This window comes from Aquimarina sp. TRL1 (genome assembly GCF_013365535.1).
Taxonomy (GTDB): domain Bacteria; phylum Bacteroidota; class Bacteroidia; order Flavobacteriales; family Flavobacteriaceae; genus Aquimarina; species Aquimarina hainanensis.
Window position 1 is genome coordinate 1,374,843 of sequence record NZ_CP053590.1, and the last position, 24,172, is coordinate 1,399,014.

The following is a 24,172-nucleotide window of genomic DNA, read 5'->3' on the forward strand; positions in this document are numbered from 1 at the left end:
TTATTAATGAACCCACAAATAAAAATGTAAATTATTTCACAGACATCTCTCTAAGAAAGGCTTGACTCTTTATCAAAAAAAACAATCAGCTAAGATGTCCCTAACTGATTGTTTTAATTACAATGATATTTATTATCAAATATTAAAAAGTCGTTACTCCGTCATTTGGTTGATACACATAGTTAAATGTATAATATCTGCTACTACCCAATATAATTTCCTGAGTTAAATCTGCCGGAGCTGGTGCATCTTTATAATAACTTAGGATTTCTAGCTTAGCATATCTCCCATCACGGGTTTTTACTACTAATACTTTTCCTACTACTGGAGAGACAATATGAGTAGTAGAATCGTATGTATACCATCCTTCCCCGGATCCCGTTGAAATAGCTAAACCATCAGCTCCATCCTGAGTCAGTTTTGATGTATCAACAGAGGTTACACCTGCTAAAGAGGTTCCTGATGCTATATAGGCAGCCGCTTCTCCTGATCTAGCAGGCTCATCAGTTGTCCCTGAAGGAGCTCCTCCATTAACGATAATAGTTGTTCCTCTAAAAGCAATATCCCATTCCTGGTCACTTGAAGTTATCTTACCTGTTTTAAAATCAAATTTGGTAAACGGTCCGGAAACCGGCTTTCCTTGTCCTCCTTGCTGAGGAGCATGAATATTAGACGCCTTACTTGATTCTACTTCCATTAATGGTGCAGCATCATCGTCACTACTACATGAAGTTACGCCTACAAAAAGCAATAACATTCCTAATAAAACTGTCGTTCTCATATATAATAAAAATTAAAATTTAAACATTACTTTCCCATAAACCATTCTTCCAGGAAGATTCGAAATATTCGCTGCATCTGTATAATCGAATATATTATCCACCCCAAAACTCATTGTATACGATTCATAAATTGTCTTATTAATCGCCCAATCCAAAATCACATAGTCCTCGACAAACACATCATAATCATCCAGGTAGGTATTATTATTCGAATCAAAAAGTCCATATTTACTTCTATAGGTCGCTCTGATATTGGTATTTAATTTCCATCTGGGGTGGGTATAAAAGATTTTTCCATTAATCATATGACGAGACCTGTTCAACAGACCGAAATAATCTTTCTCTGATAACTGAAAAGCACTCAACGTTTCCGGGTCTCTGGCAAAAACCTGACCATTTTCAAAAGCCTCCTGTGCTTCTTTATCCTTGGCATACAATAATTGGTATCCTGCAGTAAATAGAATAGAAGGAGATATTTTATATTTTACATTTGTTTCTATCCCATAGGTATATACCTTGCTAATATTCTGATAACTAAATACGTTCTGACCATTTGTTTTATTCGCTATTACCTGAGTTTCTATCATATCTTTCAGATCATTACGAAATGCATTGATATCAACTGATAGCCCTTCTATAGGTTTATAAACAAGTCCAAGATTATAATTCACTGAGCTTTCTGATTTTAGTTTTCCGTCAAATTCAGTAAGCGGGATTACAATTCTGTTGATTAAACCCAGAGCTTGTAACTCTCTAATTCTTGTGGGAGCAGCATTATAGCCCAATACAGTATACCCGACAGAAGAATTTGTAAAATCAAAATACAATTGTCTGAAATCCGGTGCTTTAAAACCTACCCCTACACTGGTCTTTACTGCTACTCTATCAGAGATATTATATCGCAAAGCTATTTTGGGACTAAAATGAGAAGCATATTCACTATGGTTATCAAACCTAAATCCGGGAATTACATTCAATTTTCCAAAAAAATGCCCATCATACTGTACGTATACATACTGGGAATTAAACTCAGGATTATCGGAAAAACTGGTTCGCTCAAGTCGTTCATTCTTCCATCCTACCCCTCCTATAAATGAATGGTTTTTATTCACTGTATACGTCATTCTAGCTTCGGGAAGCTGTAATCGTTGATCAAAAAAACTCTCATCCAGTTTTTCTCCGTTAGTACCCTGTAGAAACTCTTCGGCTTTATATTGTGTACTATATATATCCAGATATCCTTTTGTTTTTTCAGAAAAAGAATGGCTGATTTTTACACGTGCATTCCATTCTTCTAAGTTCCCTTCTCCTTCATTTCCAGCAGAAGAGACTACCTCTTGTTTCTGATCATAGTATCTTCCCGAAACCAGAATGGCTGTCTTTTCTGACCACTCATAACGCAATTGAGAACTGATAGTATAATTGGAGAAAGGGTCTACTGTATTTGTTATATCTAAAGGGTTCAGATCATATCCATCACTGCTATAACGATTAAAAAAACCTTTGACAGATATCTTATCTGCTCCATATGTCAATGCGAGATTTCCATCGTGAACATTATAATCACTAAAACGATAATTCACACTTCCATGTAATCCATCAAACTTCTTTTCTGTAATGATATTGATTACTCCTCCCAATGCTTCTGATCCGTACAAGCTAGAAGAAGCTCCTTTGACGACCTCTATTTGTTTAACATTACCTAATGTTATTCTATTCATATCCAGCGTTCCTGCCGAACGCCCTACAAGAGGTACTCCATCTATTAAGATCAAGATATACTGAGAATCAAAACCTTGCATTTGTACTCCCTCTCCTCCTCCAAAATCAGGAATAGTAATTAACCCTGTTTGTTCGTTAAGAATATCACTTAAGCGTACTGAGTTAATTGCTTCTATTTCTTTCTTGGTTACAATCTGAGCAGGTAAAGGAAGGGAAGAAACCTGTCGATAGGTACGCGTAGCTGTAATCATAACCTCCTCCAGTTTTTGTTCCTGAATATGGGTAGAGTCTGTTTTTTTTTGAACTTCCTGAGAAAAAGAAAAACAACTAATAATCAACGATATACTAAACAAAAATGATCTCACGGGGTTATAAAGACATAAATTCGGCTACAAATATATTCTCTATTTTAAATAAATCTAAATAAATTTAATATTTTTGTACCGAAATAACATTTAAAAAAACCCCCGATGAAAAGAGTAGCATTCATCAGTATCTATTTCTGTGCACTAGCATTGATCAATGCACAAACAAAAAAACAACAAGACCAAAAAGCCATTAAAGACATGTGCGGTTGTTATGAAGTTGGTTTTAATTTTGCCGAAACATTTTCCTATTCCAAGGATTCGACTTATAAGCCATCTAAGAAAAAACATGCCAAAGCAATTGAATGGGTACAATTGGTTGAAGACGCTGATGATAAAATTGCCATGCAACATTTGTTAGTGATCAATGATACGATGGTGATTAAACACTGGAGACAAGATTGGTTATTTCAAAATACAGATCAATATTTATTTAATGCAAATAACAACTGGAAATTCAATAAATTATCTCCGGAGGCTGTAAAAGGTCAGTGGACTCAGAGAGTATTTCAGGTAGATGATAGTCCTAGATATGAAGGGTCTGCTACCTGGGTTCATGTAGATGGCAAAAGCTTTTGGGAAAACAGAACTAGTGCCCCTCTTCCAAGAAGAGAGTATACCAAACGAAGTGATTATAATGTGACTATTAGAGGAAATAGACATGAAATCACCAAAACCGGATGGAATCATTTACAGAATAATGATAAAGTGATCAGAGCATCAAACAAAGAAGATATTGTTTTGGCAAAAGAGTTTGGACTTAACACTTATACAAAAGTTGATGACAGCAAATGTGTAGCTGCCCAGAAATGGTGGAAAGAAAACACAGAAGTTTGGAAAAAAGTAAGGAATAAGTGGAGTTCAGTTTTTAGCAAAAACAAAGACTTAACACTATCTGCCAAAGTAAAAAACAAGAGGCTTTACAAATACTTATTCGATTTGGAAGCCACAGCTAAAGATAAAGAAATAAGTGACATTATTGATTCTTTTGTCGTTCAACAATAATGATCAAAACCGATTTATATAATAAGTAAACGCCATACTTTTTTATAACGTTACAACCCGAATAGTTTTAATTAATTATTCGGGTTGTTAATTTTATAAATCAGGTGTAAACACCTATACATCTCAACAAGCGATTTAGATATATTTGGCACTTATTAAACGTTGATACGGTTGTTTTTTTTAGGAGGAAAACGGTTATGATTAGATTTTACAAATAATACTCCTTCTGCAATACATAAGTTAAGATAATAAAGTCATTACAACCTTATCACTAATAAACCTAGTTAATGCCCGTACCCCAGGTAATGGGCATTACTTTTATCAAACCGGTAAACTTTGTTCTTGTTTTTTCTTATAATTCTTCTAATAGCTGCGTTGCTTTGTCAAAGTTGTAGTTTTCTGGGTCATTAAGAATCAAATGCAACTGCTTCTTTACATTCTCCACATCTCCTTTTCGCAAGTACACCATTGCTTTATACCAATAAGCCTTACTACTTTCTACAGTTTCTGTCTCTAACAACTGGTCAAAAACAGTTATTGCTTTTTCATATGCTTCCAGCTCCAGATAAGAAGCTCCTAAATACGCTAACACATAAGGTAACTGATCTGTTTTATTGGTCTCTACTACATCCGTAAATATTGCTATAACTCGTTCATATTCTTTTTCTGTAAAGGCCTGCTCCCCGATTATCAATATGTTTTTTTGAGTTCCTTGTGTAACAAACGAGGGTAAATTATCCCACTCATTATACATAGCATATAATTCTGATGTTTGAGGTTCTCCAGTGAATAGCGTAACAAAAAAGAAAATAATTACTCCTACGGCTCCTAAAAGAGCATACAGATACTTTTTTTTCTTTTGTCTCCCCTGGTTTTCCTCCTTCTCAAAATATCTTTTCCCTCCTTGTTTTACAGCTTGAATATCTCTTTCATACACTTCGCTTCTTCTATAGCTCACAACAGCATCAATCTCTTCTTTATATTCTTTTTTTTCTATGAGGTTCCATCCATTATCCGTAGCAACATCTTTGACAGACAGCTGCATCATGACTTCTTTTTTTAGCCTAATATCCGCTGCCATTTCTTCTTCGAATGCATTTTTATCATCCTCACTTAGCTCCCCTCGGATGTAAGCATCAATCTTTCTATATACAGTTTCATCGTATTCCATATTCTTTCTTCGAATTATAGAAAATCACATCTTGGATTTTATTAGTTTCATTAATTTACTTCTACACTTAAAGATTCGTTGTCTCGCTGTATTAATTGTCGCATATGAAAACTCTTTGATAATTTCCTGATAAGAAACTCCATTAAAAAACAACGAAAGTAACTCTTTGCAATTTTCTGACAGCTGATCATATTGTTCCTGATACAGTTCAAAACGTTTTTGCTCTACTGCAAACATTGCCATATCCGTATCTTTATCTACTAGTGCAACCTCTTTATCTTTTATTACCCATTTTTTTTGCTTTTCTAGTTCTCTTCGCCACATATTTTTACTTACGGTAAACAAATAGGCTTCAAAATTATCTATTTCTAACCCTCGCTCCCTTACTGCAAGTATGATACTGATTAAAGATTCCTGAAAAACATCTTTCGCTCTGGCATGGCATCCTTTATTTTGAAGAATAAATTGTAAAACCTTAGGAAAGAATCTCTCATATATTTCTGAGATCACCACACTATCCCCCTTCAATAATGCTTCTATAAAACGATTTCCTGATTGCATTAATTTCTTATAAATTTATTTACGCTGCCCAACACCTCTCTAAATACTTGAAAATAAATACACTATATTTACCATCCCCTATCGAGCTTTCACTTAACCGATTTTAACTTTGTTATTACACAAACAAGATAAAAAAAATCGGGTAATGAACTAATAGTTCATACACTATTATATAAAACAGTAACTCCATATAAACTAAACAACAATGACACGTTTAACCCCTCTTGTAAGTATCTTGATTCTATTGTTTTTGTATTCCGGTTGTAGTCGGGATCCATTACAGGAACCAATAGTCAAATCAATTCCAAAAACACCTGAAAATCAATCTTCAAAAAATGCACCACTCCAAAATCTTCCTATTGAATCTTCAAATGAGCTCATTGTTCAGTTTAAACAAGGGGTTTCTACCGTTCAAAAACAAGCCATCCGACAACGATATGAAGTAAAAACCTATCAAACATGTAATTGTTCTAATCAACAAATAGAAAAATGGGAATTCAAAGAAGGCATCGATATAGAAGGTAGGAAAGGTCAAATAACGCAAGATGACGTTGGAATAGAAAGTGTCGATAATGAATTTTCTTATCTTATGGAAGCTGTTACTACAGGCTGGATTCCTTATTCGCAATCTCCGGACCTTATTCGATCTCGAACCAAAGCAAATAATGCAGGAATAACAATTGCTATTCTGGACACAGGAATTCACTTACAAAAACTTCCTGTCTCTACTCCATTTCTATACAATCCGGGAAGAAATACGACAACGCTACATACAGATATTCGAGTAAGAAGAAATCAATCCCCTTTTGTGCAATCCTCACAAAGACCAAGAACCCCCTGCTCATATAACGGACAAACAGAGATTTCTGGTTGGGATTTTGTCAATCATGATTTTGATACCTTCGATGATCACGGTCATGGAACAAAAGTTGCTAATGTTATCATTACTAATATGGAAAATGAACAGATCAACAATTATCAGATTCTCCCTGTCAAAGTAATGAATGATCAAGGAAAAGGTTCCTATTTTGACCTGATCTGCGGCTATATTTATGCCTCAAAAAAAGAATCGGTAAGTATCATCAATATGAGTTTTGGCTGGTATAACACTCCATTTGTTTTACTCCCTAAACTTATGTCAGAAAACACACACATCACTCATATCACCTCTGCCGGAAACAGTAATAAAAATACTGATTTCTATCCCCACTACCCTTCTGCTTACCCCTTTGATAATATCATTGCTGTAGGAAGTTTTAATGAAGGAAAGGATGGGAAAGTCTCGTTTTCTAACTACGGAAGAAACAGCGTGGATTTTCTTTCACTAGGTACTGCAGTCCCTATAGAAGATAATCTGGGAGATATTTCTTATGCATATGGAACTTCTTTTGCAGCTCCCTTTGTAGCCGTTAAAGCAGCAAAACACAAAATTGATTTTAACGAAACCCCTTTGGAAATAACAAACAGAATATATACCAACGGAACTCCTGTTTCTTTCCCTACATTTACAAAATACAATGTGATAGTAGAATAAACTACTAAGCGTATTATAAAAGAACACTCTTCTAGACCGTTTTTTTTAAGTAACTGGCTAATCAGCCCATCCCGAACATGCGGGTTTAAAAAAACAGTGTGGAAGGGTGTTTCTTTTTTTAGTTAAAAAAGATGCCTACATTTAAGTATTGCATTTACAATTGATTAATGAAACCCTTATTATGCGTTCATTATTTGCTTTTTTTCTGATTTGTTTTTTTTATAATGTATCATACACACAAGAGAACACTCCTCTACAACAAGAAATTCTCAATAGCTATGAACGGATTACTACTTCGACAACGAAATCGTATCCTGAAAAAGCAAAAGAGCTACATGCTTTATCTTTTCCTAAAAAGACAGCTGATGACTCCCTGTTTACAGCACAATTATACCATCAAATCGGAATCTTCAATTTTAGAAATAGCGATTATGAAAATGCTGTAAGAAACACTCGGAGAGCTGTGAAAATACGTTCTTCTTTTAAAGACTCCCTTCCTTCAAAACTTAATAATAGCCTAAACAATCTAGCATATATATTATTAAAAAATGACAAGCACGCACTGGCATTTAGACACTATCAGCAATTGATTAATAACGAGCAAAAAGATCGGTTTACTATCAAAGCCTATGTGCAGATTGTTTCTATTCTAGTAGATTGGGGAGACTATCATCAAGCCCTTCATTACCTCGAAGAAGCAGCTCTTCTAGTTGCTAACAATCCTCAATTACAGCCTCAATTATACAAGATATACCTGAGTTTTTCTTTTGTTTATTCAGAAATGGAATCGGAAACATATAGTAAAAAAGCTATTCTTTTTTTACAAAAAGCCGAGAAAGCGATAAAAGAACTCAATAGAACGCCTTCTATAGGTGTACAACTTACGATCTACAACCGATATGGTCATTGTTATGATGAGCTTTCAGATTACAAAAAAGCAATCGAATGGTATCAGAAAGCACTTTCATTAGATCACGATCAGATGACGACAAACCACCTCACTACACTATACAACAATATCGGGTATGCATATTTTAAGATCAAAGAGTCAGATACTGCCTATACTTACTATCAAAAAGCATTAGAAAAAGATACCCTTAATTCTATGATCCATGATAATCTGGGAGATTTCTATTTATCCAGAAGAAGATACGTTGATGCCTTACAAAGTTACCAAAAAGCAATCTCCTATGAAGCAAACCTGTTTTCTCTTCCCAACTATAAAAAACTCCCTTCTTCTGAAGTTTTATTGCGGGCGCCTCAAAAGGTGAAATTAGTAAATGACCTCAAGGACAAAGCCTATGCCTGGCTTTCCTATTATCAGGTTTCTAAGAAGAAGCAACAATTATTATACGCTCTGGAAACCATTAAGACCGCAGATATGCTTATTGATACAATTCGATCTCAAAGCACCGAAAAACAATCTAAATATTTTTGGCGGTCTAAAGGAGTAGATTTGTATATGCTGGCTACCTCTGTTTGTTACTTACTTCAAAAACCCGCAGAAGCTTTTTACTTTATGGAAAAAAGCAAATCCTTGTCTCTCCTAGAAAATCTTACCAAAGAAGAAGCCAGAAAAAGAACGAATCTACCCAGAAAGATTATTGAAAAGGAGCAAACATTAAAACACAATATCCTGGCAGCTGAACAAAGTTTTTATACCGATACTACAAAAACTAAATCAGAAAAACTACAGCATATTCGACAACAAAGAAAAAAACTTGAGGTCTTTATTGATTTTCTAAAAAAACAGTACCCAGCATATTATGCGCTCCAAAAAAAACAATCGATAATTTCCCTACAAGCATATAGAACACAAATACAAAACGGCACAGGAAACAGTATTCAATACATGCTCTCAGAAGATTCTGGATACGGTCTGTTTATTACTAAAAATCAAACACATTTCTTTAAAATCCCAGAAGCCATTTCTCTAAATAAAAACCTTCGGGATATTCAGCCTTTTTTTACTAAACCTATTTTTTCTACAAAAGAACGTGTAGCGTTTAAGAAGTTATCATTTGCTATATACCAGGCATTATTTCCTGTAGAAATCAGAGCAACCATAGCACAAGAAAAGAAGATCGTTGTTATACCAGACCATCGATTGCACCTTTTTCCTTTCGAATCATTAATCACCTACTTAGGAAAAGAATCAAATCAGTTACCATTTTTAATCTATGATGTAGACATTCATTATCAATATTCGTTTTCTTTACTTCACAAACTCGCCCAAAAAGATAGCATGGTAAATCCTACTGCTATTGCTTTTGCCCCGGTTCGTTTCTCAAATAAAAAGCTTACCACTTTAAGTAGAAGTGAACAAAAATTAAACGAAATCGGTCGCTTGTTCCCCACCACTCTATTTACCAAAGAAAAAGCTTCAAAAAACAATTTTATAAAGGAAGCTGCTCCTTATAGTATTGTTCATCTCTCTACCCATGCTAATGCAGTTAGTAATAAAGAGCCCTGGATTGCTTTTCATGATGCTTCTTTGTCGTTGAGTGAACTATATTTTATCCAAAGCAATGCTGAACTTGTTATCCTCGATGCTTGTAAAACAGCACTTGGCGAAATGAAACAAGGAGAAGGTATTTTGAGTTTATCGAGAGGCTTTTTTCACGCTGGAGCTAATAGTGTTATTTCTTCTTTATGGAGCACTAATGAGAAATCCAGCAATGAAATTATTCTCAGTTTTTATCAGTTTCTCAAAAAAGGAGAAGACAAGTCATCTGCCTTGCGTAAGGCTAAACTTCAATATCTCCAAACACATCAAGCTAGTGAATTATCTCCATATTTCTGGGCTCCTCTTATTCTCAACGGAAGGAAAAAAAATGTTTTTCACACACCTTCTTATTCTTATTTTTTAGTTATCGGAGGAAGCATACTTTTATTGTTACTCCTGATAGGAGGATATGTTTTATTCAAAAAAAAGAACTCAAAACAGGAATACGCAGGTAACAATAGTAATTCTATATAAAAATATCTGATCTGGAAGAACTCTCCTTTACTTTTATAATAAACACTTCTTCTCTTCTGCAATTAACAGTACCTTTGCGGCATGTCAAATTTTTTGAAAGATCAATCCTCTGTTTTAAAAAAACTGGGAATTACTCAGCTAAACCCAATGCAGGAAGAAGCTAAGCTGGCTATCTCTTCCACAGCATCTACTATTTTACTTTCTCCAACAGGAACAGGGAAAACTATTGCTTTTTTGCTTCCTGTTATTGAGGGACTAACTCCTGACAATGACCAAATTCAAGCTTTGATTTTAGTCCCTTCCAGAGAATTAGCTATCCAGATAGAGCAAGTTTGCCGGGAAATGGGAACCGGATATAAAGTCAACGCTATTTATGGAGGACGTCCTATCGCTAAAGATAAAGTGGAACTGCAACATCTCCCTGCGATATTGATTGGAACTCCAGGAAGAATTGCAGACCACCTAAGAAGGCAATCATTTACTTCTGCGCATATACAAACACTGGTCCTTGATGAATTTGACAAAGCACTGGAAGTTGGGTTCGAATCAGAAATGAAAGAAATTATTTCCTTGCTCCCTGCACTAAAAAAACGAGTGCTCACCTCTGCTACTCATGAAGCCCAAATTCCATCATTCGTAGGAGTTTCTGATCCGATATATATTAATTATCTGGATCAAAAAAAAACGCAATTATCAATTCAATCGGTAACGACTTCCTCTGACAAAAAACTAGACACCCTACGTGACCTCATTTTTCATATCGGCAATAAGCCTGGTATTGTTTTTTGTAATTTTAAGAATACAATTCAGGAGGTAAGCACTTTCCTAACACAGAATCATATACAACACGGATGTTTTTATGGAGGTATGGAACAAAAAGACCGGGAAAGAGCCTTAATTAAATTTAGAAATGGAACCCATCAAATTCTTGTTGCTACGGATTTAGCAGCAAGAGGAATTGATATTTCAGAATTACAGTTTATCATACATTACCAACTTCCTTTAAAAAGTCAAGAATTCATCCATCGCAATGGAAGAACTGCGAGAATGCACAATAAAGGAATAGCTTATATTATAGATACGACAGATAGCAATTTACCTGAATTCATTCACAATCATAAGGTTATTACTATACAGAACAATGCACAGCCACTACTTCCATCCAACTGGATAACATTGTTTATCTCAGGAGGAAGAAAAGACAAAATCTCTAAAGGAGACATCGCCGGGCTATTGATGAAACAAGGAGGGCTGTCTAAAGATCAGGTGGGAGGTATCGAACTAAAGCAAGATTGTGCTTTTGTAGCCGTACGTCCTGAAAAAAATCTGGAATTCCTAAAAAAAATCAATAATACAAGACTAAAAAAGAAGAAAGTCCGAATAACAAAAATATAAGATATACTCCTTCGCTATATTCCATATCTTTTAATTCGACACGTAATTTTTTTATCGCTCTGTATACCTGAGTCCTTACAGTTTCGATAGAGGTTCCCATAATTTCAGCGATCTCTTCGTATGTTTTTTCGTTGTGATACCGATATTGAATTGCTTCTCTTTGCTTTTCAGGGAGCCTACATAATGCATCAGATAATCTGGAGGTATGTTCCTCCACTGTTTCTTCATTGATAAGAACATCTTCAATTGATCGTTCTTCTGTAAAAGTAAACACTATATTCTCAGAAGAAATTTCTTTAATTTCTCTTTTGCTTTGTCTACTTATTTTTCTTCTTAAGGATCTGTAAAGATAATATTCGGCATTAGAAACCTCAGATAAAGATTTCCTATACTTATAAATATCCAAAAAAAGATCGTGAATTGAATCTTTAACAATATTTTGATTATTTACATACCTCATCCCATAAGAGAATAAAGAATCAACATACAGGCAATATAACTCATTCAAAGCTACGGTATTACCCTTCTTTATTTCTCTCCATAATCGTACTCCATGTTCTATTTTATTTCCCATAAATCTCCCACTTTTTCTAAGAACTCTCTAATAATCTTTGCCTAAAGATAGAAACTTAATCAAAAAAGACAAAAAAACATACTAATAACATATTAAAAATATATTTTTCTTAAAAAAAAATTAAAACAGCTGTCTATGAATTCATTTTTTAATGCTTTATTAATATAAAGCCTCTATTTTAATCTTTTTTTAACATAATTAATTCATAAAAATAACTTAGTGAATAAAAAGCATACATATATCATAAGTAAAGAAGAAAAGAAGGAATTACAACATCGAATAAACACTTCTATTCGAAAAGTACAGCAAAAAGAAAAACGTAATAGAAAACGTTTCTTTTACTTTTCTTCTGCCGCTTCTGTTATTATTCTTATTGGTGCAACTTTTATCTATAATTATAAAAAGTCATCTGATACTTTATATCAATATGTCGAGATAACAAATATTAATAATGCTTCATTAACAGATGGAACCATCAAAGTAATCCAAAATAATAAAGAAGTAATTTCTCTACATGAAGAAAACCCTAGTATTACATATTCCAAAACAGGAAAATCTATTCAGGTTAACAATAAAAAAGTAGCAGTTTCAGAAACTACCGATACGCATACAGAGACATTTAATACGATTGTGGTTCCTTATGGAAAAAGATCTTTTTTAACACTTTCGGATGGATCTAAAGTTTGGTTAAATTCTGGAAGTAAATTGACATATGCCAGTACTTTTAAAAAGGATAAACGAGAAGTACACCTGACAGGAGAAGCTATTTTTGATGTAGCACATGATAAAGAACGACCATTTCATGTATTGACACATGACTATGATGTAGAAGTTCTCGGTACTGTATTTAATGTCAGTAGCTACCCCGAAGACTCATTTACGAAAACTTCCTTGAAAAGCGGAAGTGTAAAAATTAATTATGGTACTGCTGATTTTTTCGGAAAGCGTTCTTCTCTAAAAATTATACCTGGCAATCAGATCTCTTATGACAGAGTCTCTCGAAAAATTACCCGAGGGAAAGAAGATATTCTGGCATGTATGTCCTGGAGAGATGGTGTCTTTATTTTTCACAAAAAGAACTTATCTGATATTATCAAAAAGGTATCCAGATATTACAACATTGACATCGAAAGCGATCATCCTGAAATTGAAAAACTTACTTTTTCTGGTTCTTTAGATCTTAAAGATTCTATAGAAGAGGTATTAGACGTTCTAAAAGAAACAACCAAATTCACATATATAAAGCAAGACCAAAAAATAATCATTAATTATAAAAACAGCCCGCCAATGAAGTAAGCAATAATACCCTATTTTATTTTCAAAAAAAATTCAGAAGATGCGCCAACATCTTCTGAATGAATAAATTAAATATCGCGTCGAACAACATTTAATTACGGACTACAAAAATATGAATAAAAAAAGTAAGCCAGTTCTTTTTATATCAAAAAAAGAGCTTAACAAACTCTTATTGAGTATGATTAAGATATATGTTTTATGCTTATGCTTTGGATTAAGCAGTATTTATGCAAAAAGCACATATGGCCAGGATAAAATAAACCTAGAGGCTAAGAACCTCAGTATAGAAGATTTTTTTAAAGAAATAGAGAAAAAAAGCAACTTTATTTTCTTTTATAATGACAATATAACAGACTATAAAAAAAGAATTTCTATCAATGCTAAAAAAGAATCTATTTCTTCAATCCTATCTCGGGTTTTAACAGACAAAAATCTAGCTTTCAAAATTATAGAACGACAAATTATTGTCACTAAAGAAGCTAGAAAAGCTAAAAGACAAACAGTTGCCAGAGGAAAAATAACCGATACCAAGGGGATTCCTCTTCCCGGAGTAACCATTGTTATAGAGGGAACAAATAAAGGAACAACCAGTGATTTTGACGGGAATTATGAAATTCCGGTTTCCAAAGGTCAGACACTAGTTTTTAGCTTTCTGGGAGTAAAAACAAAGAAGGTCATTGTGGGAGATAGTCTAACAATCAATGTCACTATGGAAGATGATGTTGAGGATCTGGACGAGGTCGTTATAACCGGTTACCAAAATATTAAAAAGGTATTTTTTACCGGAGCGTCTCAATCTTTAAAAACAGAAGATATAAAGCTAGAAGGTGTTCCTGATGTTGCTCGATCTTTAGAAGGGCGTGCTGCCGGAGTAAGTGTACAAAACGTAACAGGTACCTTTGGAGCAACTCCCAAGATTACAATTCGTGGTTCTTCTTCTATTCTAGGAGATACGAAACCGATCTGGATTGTAGATGGAGCCATACAGGAAGAAATCATCAACTTATCGTTAAATGATTTAGTTTCTGGAGATACCAATACCCTTTTAAGTTCTGCTGTAGCTGGGCTAAATGCATCAGATATAGCAAGTATTGAAATTCTTAAAGATGCCTCTGCAACAGCACTCTATGGAGCAAGAGCCCTAAATGGTGTCGTTGTTATTACTACTAAATCCGGAAAAAGAAATCAGAAAACAAATATCAGCTACTCTGCTGAATATGCTATCAGACCCATCCCGAAGTATTCACAATACGATTTATTGAATTCTCAGGAAACAGTCTCTATCTACAGAGAGTTAGAATCTAAAGGGTTTTTAAGCTTACCCCAAAGCTTACAGGGAAGATTCGGAGGAATCTATAACATTATGTACAATAGAATAAATACCTTTGACCCTGCAACAAACTCATTCCTTTTAGAAAATACTCCTGAGGCAAAAGCTCGTTTTTTACAGCAATTTGAATTATCCAACACTAACTGGTTTAAAACGCTTTTCCGTGAGACACCAACCCAAAGTCATTCTTTGAGTTTCTCCGGAGGAGGTGAAAATTCTGCACAATACGCTTCTATAGGTTATTATGCAGATCCGGGATGGACGATAGCTGACAGAGTACGAAGATTAACAGGAAATATCAGAAATACATATTTCCTAAATGACAATTATAAAGCAACGGTTCTTTTACAAGGATCTTTCAGGGACCAAAATGCGCCTGGTGCATTTGACAGACAAACCGATGTAGTAAATGGAGGATTCAACAGGGACTTTGATATCAACCCTTTTAGTTATGCCTTAAATACCAGTAGAGCTATCCGCCCCAGAGATAACAATGGGAACCTGGAATATACAAGATACAACTGGGCTCCTTTTAATATTTTAAACGAACTGGAGAACAACACAACAGAATTAACTGTTTTAGACCTTAAATTCCAGGGAGAATTTGAAGCAAAGCTAACGGATGAATTAAAATATAACTTCCTGGGTACTGCACGATACGCTACCTCTACAAATGAGCATAAAGTACGAGAAAACTCCAATGTAGCAGGAGCCTACAGAGCGAATGAGACAACTATTGTAGAAGATCAGAATACTTTTCTGTTTAATGATCCAGAAAATCCGAATGCCAGACCACAAGTCGTATTACCTTCTGGGGGGATCTATACAAGAAGAGAAAACAAAATCGTCACTTATAATTTTAGAAATACACTGGACTTCAATAAAGAGTTAAGTGATAGAAGCGATCTCCGAGTATATCTTGGACAAGAGTTCCGATATGCAAACAGAGAACAAAGCTTTAACAGAGGTTTTGGATATCAATTTTCTAAAGGAGGAGTTCCTTTTACCGATCCTGATATTATTACAAAACTCATTTTAGATGGAGGAAACTATTTTGGGTTAAATCAAAGTAGAGAAAGAGGAGTTACTTTTTTCACTACGGCTACCTATGCATTTGATAAAAAATACATTATCAATGTTACAGGAAACTACGAAGGATCTAACAGAGCCGGAGAATCTGCCAGTACTCGTTGGTTACCTACCTATAATATTGGAGGGAAGTGGAATATAGATCAGGAATCATTTATGCAGGATGTATCCTGGATTTCTAAATTAGCAATCCGACCAAGCTACGGGCTTGTAGGATTATTAGCAGATAATGTAAGTAACAACTTACCTGTTTTTAGAAATGTAATAACAGATCGATTCAACCCTAGCACCAGAGAAAATGCGATAAACATAGAGGATCTTCAAAACACCGAGCTAACCTGGGAAAAAACATTTGAGTTTAACTTGGGATTAGAAGCAGGTTTTTTCAACAACCGTATCTCTTTTGTTGCAGATGCATACTCCAGAAAAGGAGAAGACCTCATCGACGTAGTACGAACTTCAGGTATCGGAGGAGAGCGATTAAAGTTAGCTAATAACGCTACTATGAATACCAAGGGACTTGAATTTCAGCTAAACACTGAAAACATCGTTACACCTAATTTTAAATGGAACACAACAATCAACCTATCTTATTTTGATCAGGAAATAACAGAATTACAGCAAAAACCTAATGTATTAGACCTTGTTTCTTCTACAGGTGGAAATGCTATTGGTTTCCCTAGAGGAGCCCTGTTCTCATTCCAGTTTGATAAATTAGATGACAGAGGGTTACCTAATTTTATCTTTAATGATGATAGAGATCCTGTAACAGGTATTGATTTTCAAGAGATAGAAGATATACAAGATTATCTAAAATACGAAGGATCTATAGAGCCTAACTTTACCGGAGGTATTTCTAATAATTTCTCCTATAAGAACTGGAACTTGAGTTTCTTCGCTACTTTCTCTGCGGGTAATAAAATTCGATTACACCCTTATTATTCTTCAAATTATACTGATCTATCTGTATTCCCTAAGGAATTTACAGACAGATGGCTGGCTCCTGGAGACGAAAACAGAACTACTATTCCTGTTATTCCTTCCCAAAGACTTATCAACGAAGTAGGAGTGAATGAAATCAGAAGAGCGTATAATGCGTATAACTTTTCTTCTGAAAGAATCGCAGACGGAGGTTTCGTTCGTATGAAAAATATCTCCTTATCCTATGCTTTCTCAAAAGAAGCACTGGATCTTATTCATCTATCTACGTTAAAGTTAACATTCCAGGCCACAAATCCTTTTTTAATTTATTCTGATAAAAAGTTACAGGGACAAGATCCGGAATTCTTCAGAACAGGAGGTGTTTCATACCCTGTTGCTAAGCAATATACTTTTTCACTTAATCTAGGATTTTAACAAACAAAAAAGATGACTATGAAACTTATAAAAAACATACTAGGTACTCTATTAATAGCAATAAGTACAGTTTTATTTTCTTGTGACTCTTTTTTAGATGAAGTACCAGATAATAGAACACAGATAGACAATGCAGAAAAAATTGCAGAATTATTAACCAAGGCATACCCAGAAGCTTCTTATACCACTTTTATAGAACCCAGAACTGACAATGCCGATGACAAAGGGGCTAGCGCAAGAGAACTACGTGTAAACACAGAAATGTATTTCTGGAGAGATGTAGATGATCCTGATAGTGATTTCCCTACTAATTATTGGAATGAATCCTATAAAGCTATTGCTCAGGCTAATCATGCCTTAGCTGCAATAGAAGAACTCGGAGGAGGAAGTGATTTGAACTATCTAAAGGGAGAAGCACTGTTGGCTCGAGCCTATGCGCACTTCATGTTGGTTAATATTTGGGGGAAAACATACAACCCTGCAACTGCAGCCTCTGATCTTGGAATCCCATATGTAACAGAACCGGAAGATATTGTAATCAAAGATTACAAACGAAATTCGGTAAAAGAAGTATATGATATGATCGAAGCAGATCTAACAGCAGGGCTTCCATTAGTAACAAATAGGTACAACGTTCCTAAATTTCACTTTACTATTAATGCTGCCAATGCATTTGCCTCGCGATTTTATACCTATAAAGGAGACTGGCAAAAAGTAATAGAACACAGTTCTATTGTGTTAGAAAATAATGCTGCTTCTGTTTTAAGAGACTGGGGAGGGGATTATCAAAATCTGACATATAGTGAGACTACTGTAAGATATTCTGCTATAGAAGATCCTTCCAATCTACTATTAGTATCAGGAGGTTCTTTATTCGGTAGATTTTTTGCTTCTGCAAGATATCAATTATCTTCAGACCTAAGAGCAGATCTTTTTGATAATAATACCAACCCTATTGATAACAAAGGATGGGCTTATAGAGTATTCGGTAATGATTTATTTTTAAACATTCCTAAATATGATGAGTACTTTAGAGTTACCAATGCTGCAGCTAATATTGGGTTTGCATTTACTACCTATGTATTGCTTTCTACCGATGAAGTATTATTAAATAGAGCAGAAGCTTACGCTATGCTAGGACAAGATGATAATGCCCTTCAGGATATGAACACTTTCTTATCTATTAAAACAAGGCAATATGACGCTGGTACTGATATATTGTCTCTGGATGATATTAAATCATACTACGCTACAGATAATGGAGTGTACTCTCCTTTTTATGACATCCCGGAAGCACAACTTCCTATAATTCATGGAATAGCTGAGTTCCGAAGAAGAGAATTTCATAACGAAGGATTACGTTGGTTCGATATCAGAAGATACAATATGGAGGTTATTCATAGAGATTTCTTCGACAATGAATTCGTCCTTACGAAAGAAGATAACAGAAAGCAACTGCAAATACCCGCAGACGCTATCGCATTTGGTTTACAACCAAATCCTAGATAAAAATATTAATTAAAAGAGATTATTACAATGAAAAAAATAATTCATTTAATTACCCTAATAGTATGCTTATTCATCATAGGGGCATGCACTAGAGAAGACAGTGTTAGAGAAAGTCAAATTAATACGAATCCTCCTCAATTATCAGAATTAGATATTTGGTTACGGGAAAATTTCGTAAAACCATATAATATAGAAATCCAATATGCCTGGAATGAGAATGAGGTGAATCTAAACCGTTACTTATACCCTCCAACGGAAGAGAATGTAAAGCCCTTGTTAGAAGTAGTATTGGCGGTGTGGGTTAAGCCATATACTCAATTAGGAGGAGAAGATTTTATTAAAAATATCTCTCCCAGACAGTTTACATTAGTCGGAGGGTTTAATTATAACCCTTCGGGGACTATCACTTTGGGGTTAGCTGAAGCTGGTACTAAAATTACTCTTTTTAATGTAGATCAATTAGACCTTACAGATTTAACATTGACCAGAAGGTATTTCCAAACCATTCAACACGAATATGCTCATATTCTAAATCAAACAAAACCTTATGATCCTGCATATGGAGAAGTTAACCCAGAAAACTATACGGCACAATGGTTTAACAGATCTGTTGCAGAAGCGAGAGAATTGGGATATATCACCGATTACGCTTCTAGTAGTGACAGTGAGGATTTTGCAGAAATGGTGGCAACAATGCTTACAACCTCTAAAGCTGAATTTGATGCTATTGTAGAGGGCATTTCCAGTGAAGAAGCAAAAGCTCACATCAGACAAAAGGAACAAATGGTCGCGAGTTATTTCAGCACAGAATTTGGCATTGACTTATATGAATTACAAGAAGTTGTATACCAAAACACCTTAGAAGTTATTAACTAAATAAGACAAGAAATTATGAATCGAAATATAATAAAAAATATATCGTGTTACTTATTATTAGTACTAATGATGGTGGTATCCTCTTGTAGTGATGATGAAGAAACGGTTTTTGAACAATCCCCAACCGAACGAATTGAAGCAAGAAATGCTGAGCTTCAAACATTACTTTTAGCAGAGACGAATGGTTATAAAGTTGTTTATTTTCCTAATAACCAAAAATACGGAGGATTTACTTTTTTTATGAAGTTTAATGCTGATGGAACAGTAGAAATGACATCGGATGGAGATGCTAATACCGAGGTTCAGTCAAGCCGATATGAAGTGCGTTTAGGAAGTACTACTGAACTGGTATTTACTACCAGAAACCACATCCATAAACTTTCTGACAGTAACCTACCAGGGTTGATTGGTTCAGGATACGAAGGAAATTCCATTTTCGAATATATTAGCAAAAATGACGGAAAAATAACATTTAGAGAACCTCGACATGAGGCAATCTTAGTTTTCGAACCTGCACAGCAGGATGACTGGAACCAGGTTCCTGATTTATTGGCAATGAGACAAAACCTTGTTCCTTCTGAAACTTCTTCTGTTTTTCAACAATTCATTATAATAAATGCAAATGGAGAAACTAACTATAACCTAAACTATGATGGTCTCAGATATCACGCTAACCCTAGAAATCAGGCAGAAGACGGAACGGTTTCTGAGCTTAAATTCGGAATTGCTTTTACTACAGAAGGTCTTATTATTAGCCCCCCGGTAGAAATAGAAGGAGTTACTTACGAGAACTTTATATATGATGCTTCCAAACAATCTTTTATTGCTACTGTTGGAGATACAATGGCATCTATAGGTTTTGCAGATCGCCCTGCTTTTATTACCAATGATGTATTAAAAATAGGAAGTGGACTTAATAGATTTTTGTACCACATTCCTTATGGCTCTAATCCTTTAATTTCTCAAGGATTTAATTCTTTAATTGCTACAGTTAACAACAACATAGCTGCCTTTGGAATTAGTTTTCAAGCTTTTCAATTGAACATTATTCCTGATGATAATGGTAATATTACATTATGGGTTAATACTCCTAGTGCTAATGGAAATATATGGAGTCCTTTTATATTCAAACATAAAATAGAGGATAAAAAGTTATTCTTAGAATATCTTGGTCCTGGAAACAATAATGCTAATGCTTTACAAGGACCTCTTGCTCCCCTTCTTAACTTTTTAACTAGTACGGATGGGTTATTCTATGAAAGCAAAGGATCTTTTTCTACTAATACTCAAAACTTTAGCAATACATCTGGAACATTTACCAGTGCACAAGATCCTTCATTAAGAGTTTATGGCTTATGGTTCTGATATAGTGGATATGATAAAATTAACTTAACAACATACACACCCCCTTGAACTCAACTGGAAGATAGCTGTCTTATTATTCGTAATAAGACGGCTTCTTTTTTTATACATGTTTTATCGTATTTTTATACCAAACATCATATAACCTATGAGCAAAAGAAAACACATTACAGAAGTTGCTACTGTTTTTTTAAAACTAGGGTGTTTCGCTTTTGGAGGACCTGCTGCCCATATAGCTATGATGGAAGAAGAAATCGTCCATAAGCGAAAATGGATGGACCAACAGCATTTTTTAGACCTGATGGGAGCAACAAATCTGATTCCCGGTCCTAATTCTACCGAAATGACCATGCATTGTGGGCATAAAAGAGCAGGGATTCCAGGATTATTCATCGCAGGGATTTGTTTTATTTTTCCGGCAGTACTTATTACCGGGCTTCTAGCTTGGTTATATATGACCTATGGTACAATCCCCGAAGTACATGCGTTTATGTATGGGATAAAACCTGCTGTGTTGGTTATTATTCTTTCTGCTGTATTAAAACTAGGCAAAAAGGCCTTGAAAAATATTCCGCTAGCTATTCTAGGAATAGCAACACTTATTGCCAGTTTTGTGGGAATTAATGAGATTACAGCCTTATTAGCTGCTGGTATTATAGGCGCTCTATTTTTTTTCATAACCTCCAATACCTCCCAAAAAAACCTTTCTTTAGCTCCAATAATATTCTTTCAATCTGTATCTTCTTCTGCTACATTATTTTCCACTACCAAAACTTTTTGGACCTTCCTTAAAGTAGGGAGTATTTTATATGGAAGTGGATATGTACTCTTTGCCTATCTGGATGTAGAATTAGTTGCCAAAGGACTTCTCAGCAGACAACAATTACTAGATGCCATTGCCATAGGGCAATTCACCCCGGGACCAATTTTATCAACTTCTACCTTTATTGGATATCAACTCAATGGCTTTTGGGGAGCAATTGCTGCTAGCTTAGGAATGTTTCTGCCTTCCTTTCTCTTTGTTCTTATCCTGAATCCTCTAATTCCTAAAATGAGAAAATCTGTCTTTTTAAGTTATTTTTTGGATGCTGTAAATATTGCAGCCGTAGCTATTATGATTTCGGTACTTATCAAAATGGGGAACGATATTCTAATTGATTGGAAAAGCATTCTTATCTGTTGCGGTAGTCTTATTTGTTTTTTCTTTTTCAAAAAAATTAACACCCTATGGATTATCCTTGGAGGAGCTGTCTCAGGATACATACTCTCTTTTATATAAACCTCTTACAAAAATCAACAATAAAGAAAAACTGCATTATGCAGATAGCATGATATATATCATTGCCCTCCTATAACTGATCGCATACTTTAGAGACTTCAAATCTTTAAAAAGTCATGAACCACATTTTAATACCCACCGATTTTTCAACCAGTTCATTACATGCAATTACGTATGCTTTAGATTTTTTTAGAGGGGAGACTTGTAGCTTTCATCTTTTACATGTCCAAAAGACCTCCGAATATCAAACCGGAAATTTAATGTCATCAGATGCATCTGCTTCAATACAAGATTCCATTATCCAGGAGGACAGCGATAAATTAACTAGCTTGATTCATACACTCAGCGCAAAATATCCTCATCAATCTTATCACTTTATTCCTGAAATAGAATATGACCCTTTTACTGATGCCATCAATCAAATCATAATTGCAAAAAATATTGATTTGATTGTTATGGGGACAAATGGAGTCTCGGGATTCAAAGAAGTTATTTTCGGAAGCAATACCGTGAATGTTATTAGGAATACCAGCTGCCCAGTCCTTATTGTTCCTAAAGGATATATTTTCGAATCGATTCAAAATGTACTCTATACTGTTGATAACTCTAATAACTGCCCTACACATCTCTTGAGTCCATTAAAAACAATCTTACAAAACCACGCAGCACACCTGAAAATTTTAAATATAAAAAATGAAGAACACATCAAAAATGAAGAAACAAATACTAAAAAACAACTGGAGTCTTTTTTTAGTAATATTCCGCAATCCTATCACCCTATTGTGAATGTTTCCACTAAAGAAGCAATCAATAGTTTTATCCAAATCATGAATATTGATCTTAACGCAATGTTCATAAAAAAAGAAACATTAATCGAACGATATATAACAGGGTCAAAAAACATTAATATCAGTTACAAAACGATTGTTCCTCTATTAGTAATACATGAAGATATACAATGAGAGAAGTTCCTTTGCTGTATTCTGGACAATGATTAAAAAAAAGTAACTTTGTAGAAACAGTTATTCACTAATTGTATTCTATTCATAAAGCCTGTAAAACATTATTCTATATATTTTATGCTTTTTACCATATGAATCATCAGAAAAAAATAGGATTGGTTCTTTCGGGTGGAGGATATAAAGGAATTGCTCACCTAGGTGCTCTTCTGGCATTCGAAGAAGCTGGAATCACCCCCCAGTATATCTCCGGTAGTAGTGCAGGAGCAATTGTTGGTGCACTCTATGCAGGCGGATATTCCATTACAGCGATTAAATCTTTTTTTAAGAAAACACCTTTATTCCGATTTAATAAATTCACTCGAAAAAAACCAGGGTTCCTTGATTCTGAAAAATTCTATGACGATTTCAGCTCTTTTTTCCCTGAGAATACGTTTGAATCATTACAGCGTACTTTGTTTATTACGACTACGAATCTCATCGAAGGAACCAGTAAGGTATTTAGTAGTGGAGAACTTATCAAACCTATTCTGGCCTCTGCCGCTTTTCCGGGGATTTTTTCTCCGATAAAAATAGGCAATGCATTATATGCCGATGGGGGGATCATGGATAACTTTCCGATTACCCCTTTGATAAATCACTGTGATATGATTTTAGGAGTTAATGTAACTCCTGTCAAAAAACCTACCGCTAAAGATTTTAAACATGCATATAATGTAATGCAAAGAGCATATTATTTGATGTCCATAGCTAATGCCCAGAATAATTTCAAGCATTGCAATATTCTGGTAGAACCAGAAGAGTTAGTCAACTACGGAATTTTCAATGCTTACAATCTGGATAAGGTATTCGAGCTAGGATATTCTGAAGCAAAAAAACAACTGATTACATATAGAGCAAATCAAGAAAATTAATCCGCATATCAAAGAAGATGTCCTGAGAGTCAAAAAGCACTTCTTTTATTGATATGTTTGCAAAACATAAAACAAACACTCATTTCTATTTTTGAATAGAAATATAAAATAAA

At 34.6% G+C, this 24,172-nt stretch carries 17 protein-coding genes; 12 read left to right on the plus strand and 5 right to left on the minus strand.

All coding sequences use genetic code 11. The annotated features are described in order from the left end of the window. Positions 1–142 precede the first annotated feature (142 nt). Together HN014_RS05405 and HN014_RS05410 are read right to left on the minus strand one after the other, a co-directional pair. Positions 143–781, minus strand: a complete 639-nt coding sequence (locus tag HN014_RS05405) for an HmuY family protein (RefSeq protein WP_176027866.1) — start codon at positions 779–781, stop codon at positions 143–145. 12 nt (positions 782–793) lie between these two features. Further along, the gene (locus HN014_RS05410) at positions 794–2,869 is read right to left on the minus strand and encodes a TonB-dependent siderophore receptor (RefSeq protein WP_254884107.1); all 2,076 of its coding nucleotides are present in this window, start codon (positions 2,867–2,869) and stop codon (positions 794–796) included. Between the two features lie 105 nt (positions 2,870–2,974). Here HN014_RS05410 and HN014_RS05415 point away from each other — a divergent pair, with 105 nt between their 5' ends. Further along, entirely contained in the window at positions 2,975–3,874 is a 900-nt protein-coding gene (locus HN014_RS05415; RefSeq protein WP_176027867.1) for a DUF6607 family protein, read from the plus strand. A 352-nt stretch (positions 3,875–4,226) separates the two neighbouring features. Here HN014_RS05415 and HN014_RS05420 read toward each other — a convergent pair whose 3' ends face one another. Both HN014_RS05420 and HN014_RS05425 read right to left on the minus strand, forming a co-directional pair. Continuing rightward, positions 4,227–5,045, minus strand: coding sequence for a tol-pal system YbgF family protein (locus HN014_RS05420; RefSeq protein ID WP_176027868.1), 819 nt, complete (start codon positions 5,043–5,045; stop codon positions 4,227–4,229). Positions 5,046–5,069: 24 nt separating this feature from the next. After that, positions 5,070–5,606, minus strand: a complete 537-nt coding sequence (locus HN014_RS05425; protein WP_176027869.1) for an RNA polymerase sigma factor — start codon at positions 5,604–5,606, stop codon at positions 5,070–5,072. 205 nt (positions 5,607–5,811) lie between these two features. Between HN014_RS05425 and HN014_RS05430 the strand changes: the two genes are divergently transcribed. From HN014_RS05430 to HN014_RS05440, 3 genes are all read left to right on the plus strand, one after another. Then, positions 5,812–7,140, plus strand: a complete 1,329-nt coding sequence (locus HN014_RS05430) for a S8 family serine peptidase (RefSeq protein WP_176027870.1) — start codon at positions 5,812–5,814, stop codon at positions 7,138–7,140. A gap of 181 nt (positions 7,141–7,321) precedes the next feature. Next, on the plus strand, positions 7,322–10,120 hold the full coding sequence (locus HN014_RS05435) for a CHAT domain-containing protein (protein ID WP_176027871.1): 2,799 nt from the start codon (positions 7,322–7,324) through the stop codon (positions 10,118–10,120). Positions 10,121–10,201: 81 nt separating this feature from the next. Beyond that, on the plus strand, positions 10,202–11,515 hold the full coding sequence (locus tag HN014_RS05440; RefSeq protein ID WP_176027872.1) for a DEAD/DEAH box helicase: 1,314 nt from the start codon (positions 10,202–10,204) through the stop codon (positions 11,513–11,515). Here the strand turns inward: HN014_RS05440 and HN014_RS05445 are convergent. After that, positions 11,466–12,089, minus strand: coding sequence for an RNA polymerase sigma factor (locus HN014_RS05445; protein ID WP_176027873.1), 624 nt, complete (start codon positions 12,087–12,089; stop codon positions 11,466–11,468). The genes HN014_RS05440 and HN014_RS05445 overlap by 50 nt on opposite strands. A gap of 219 nt (positions 12,090–12,308) precedes the next feature. Here HN014_RS05445 and HN014_RS05450 point away from each other — a divergent pair, with 219 nt between their 5' ends. The 8 genes from HN014_RS05450 to HN014_RS05485 all read left to right on the plus strand — a co-directional run bounded on the left by HN014_RS05450 (position 12,309) and on the right by HN014_RS05485 (position 24,059). Continuing rightward, on the plus strand, positions 12,309–13,385 hold the full coding sequence (locus tag HN014_RS05450; protein WP_176027874.1) for a FecR family protein: 1,077 nt from the start codon (positions 12,309–12,311) through the stop codon (positions 13,383–13,385). A 178-nt stretch (positions 13,386–13,563) separates the two neighbouring features. Beyond that, a complete protein-coding gene (locus HN014_RS05455; protein WP_176027875.1) occupies positions 13,564–17,160 on the plus strand; it encodes a SusC/RagA family TonB-linked outer membrane protein in 3,597 nt (1,198 codons plus the stop codon). An 18-nt stretch (positions 17,161–17,178) separates the two neighbouring features. After that, positions 17,179–18,669 carry a RagB/SusD family nutrient uptake outer membrane protein gene (locus HN014_RS05460; RefSeq protein ID WP_176027876.1) on the plus strand — a complete coding sequence of 497 codons (1,491 nt, stop codon included), beginning with the start codon at positions 17,179–17,181 and terminating at the stop codon, positions 18,667–18,669. A 27-nt stretch (positions 18,670–18,696) separates the two neighbouring features. Further along, the gene (locus HN014_RS05465) at positions 18,697–19,545 is read left to right on the plus strand and encodes a putative zinc-binding metallopeptidase (RefSeq protein ID WP_176027877.1); all 849 of its coding nucleotides are present in this window, start codon (positions 18,697–18,699) and stop codon (positions 19,543–19,545) included. 15 nt (positions 19,546–19,560) lie between these two features. Continuing rightward, positions 19,561–20,910: a DUF4302 domain-containing protein gene (locus tag HN014_RS05470; RefSeq protein WP_176027878.1), complete on the plus strand. Its 1,350-nt coding sequence runs from the start codon at positions 19,561–19,563 to the stop codon at positions 20,908–20,910. 145 nt (positions 20,911–21,055) lie between these two features. Then, complete coding sequence (gene chrA / locus HN014_RS05475) at positions 21,056–22,186, plus strand: chromate efflux transporter (RefSeq protein ID WP_176027879.1); 1,131 nt, start codon at positions 21,056–21,058, stop codon at positions 22,184–22,186. A gap of 116 nt (positions 22,187–22,302) precedes the next feature. Further along, a complete protein-coding gene (locus tag HN014_RS05480) occupies positions 22,303–23,148 on the plus strand; it encodes a universal stress protein (protein WP_176027880.1) in 846 nt (281 codons plus the stop codon). 131 nt (positions 23,149–23,279) lie between these two features. Continuing rightward, a complete protein-coding gene (locus HN014_RS05485; protein ID WP_176027881.1) occupies positions 23,280–24,059 on the plus strand; it encodes a patatin-like phospholipase family protein in 780 nt (259 codons plus the stop codon). Positions 24,060–24,172: the final 113 nt, after the last annotated feature.

Coding starts and splice junctions, on each gene's coding strand:
- HN014_RS05420 (WP_176027868.1), bottom strand. CDS start 5,045: ATGGAATACGATGAAACTGTATATAGAAAGATTGATGCTTACATCCGA.
- chrA (WP_176027879.1), top strand. CDS start 21,056: ATGAGCAAAAGAAAACACATTACAGAAGTTGCTACTGTTTTTTTAAAA.
- HN014_RS05425 (WP_176027869.1), bottom strand. CDS start 5,606: ATGCAATCAGGAAATCGTTTTATAGAAGCATTATTGAAGGGGGATAGT.
- HN014_RS05485 (WP_176027881.1), top strand. CDS start 23,280: ATGAATCATCAGAAAAAAATAGGATTGGTTCTTTCGGGTGGAGGATAT.
- HN014_RS05405 (WP_176027866.1), bottom strand. CDS start 781: ATGAGAACGACAGTTTTATTAGGAATGTTATTGCTTTTTGTAGGCGTA.
- HN014_RS05460 (WP_176027876.1), top strand. CDS start 17,179: ATGAAACTTATAAAAAACATACTAGGTACTCTATTAATAGCAATAAGT.
- HN014_RS05435 (WP_176027871.1), top strand. CDS start 7,322: ATGCGTTCATTATTTGCTTTTTTTCTGATTTGTTTTTTTTATAATGTA.
- HN014_RS05415 (WP_176027867.1), top strand. CDS start 2,975: ATGAAAAGAGTAGCATTCATCAGTATCTATTTCTGTGCACTAGCATTG.
- HN014_RS05455 (WP_176027875.1), top strand. CDS start 13,564: ATGATTAAGATATATGTTTTATGCTTATGCTTTGGATTAAGCAGTATT.
- HN014_RS05440 (WP_176027872.1), top strand. CDS start 10,202: ATGTCAAATTTTTTGAAAGATCAATCCTCTGTTTTAAAAAAACTGGGA.
- HN014_RS05445 (WP_176027873.1), bottom strand. CDS start 12,089: ATGGGAAATAAAATAGAACATGGAGTACGATTATGGAGAGAAATAAAG.
- HN014_RS05430 (WP_176027870.1), top strand. CDS start 5,812: ATGACACGTTTAACCCCTCTTGTAAGTATCTTGATTCTATTGTTTTTG.
- HN014_RS05480 (WP_176027880.1), top strand. CDS start 22,303: ATGAACCACATTTTAATACCCACCGATTTTTCAACCAGTTCATTACAT.
- HN014_RS05465 (WP_176027877.1), top strand. CDS start 18,697: ATGAAAAAAATAATTCATTTAATTACCCTAATAGTATGCTTATTCATC.
- HN014_RS05470 (WP_176027878.1), top strand. CDS start 19,561: ATGAATCGAAATATAATAAAAAATATATCGTGTTACTTATTATTAGTA.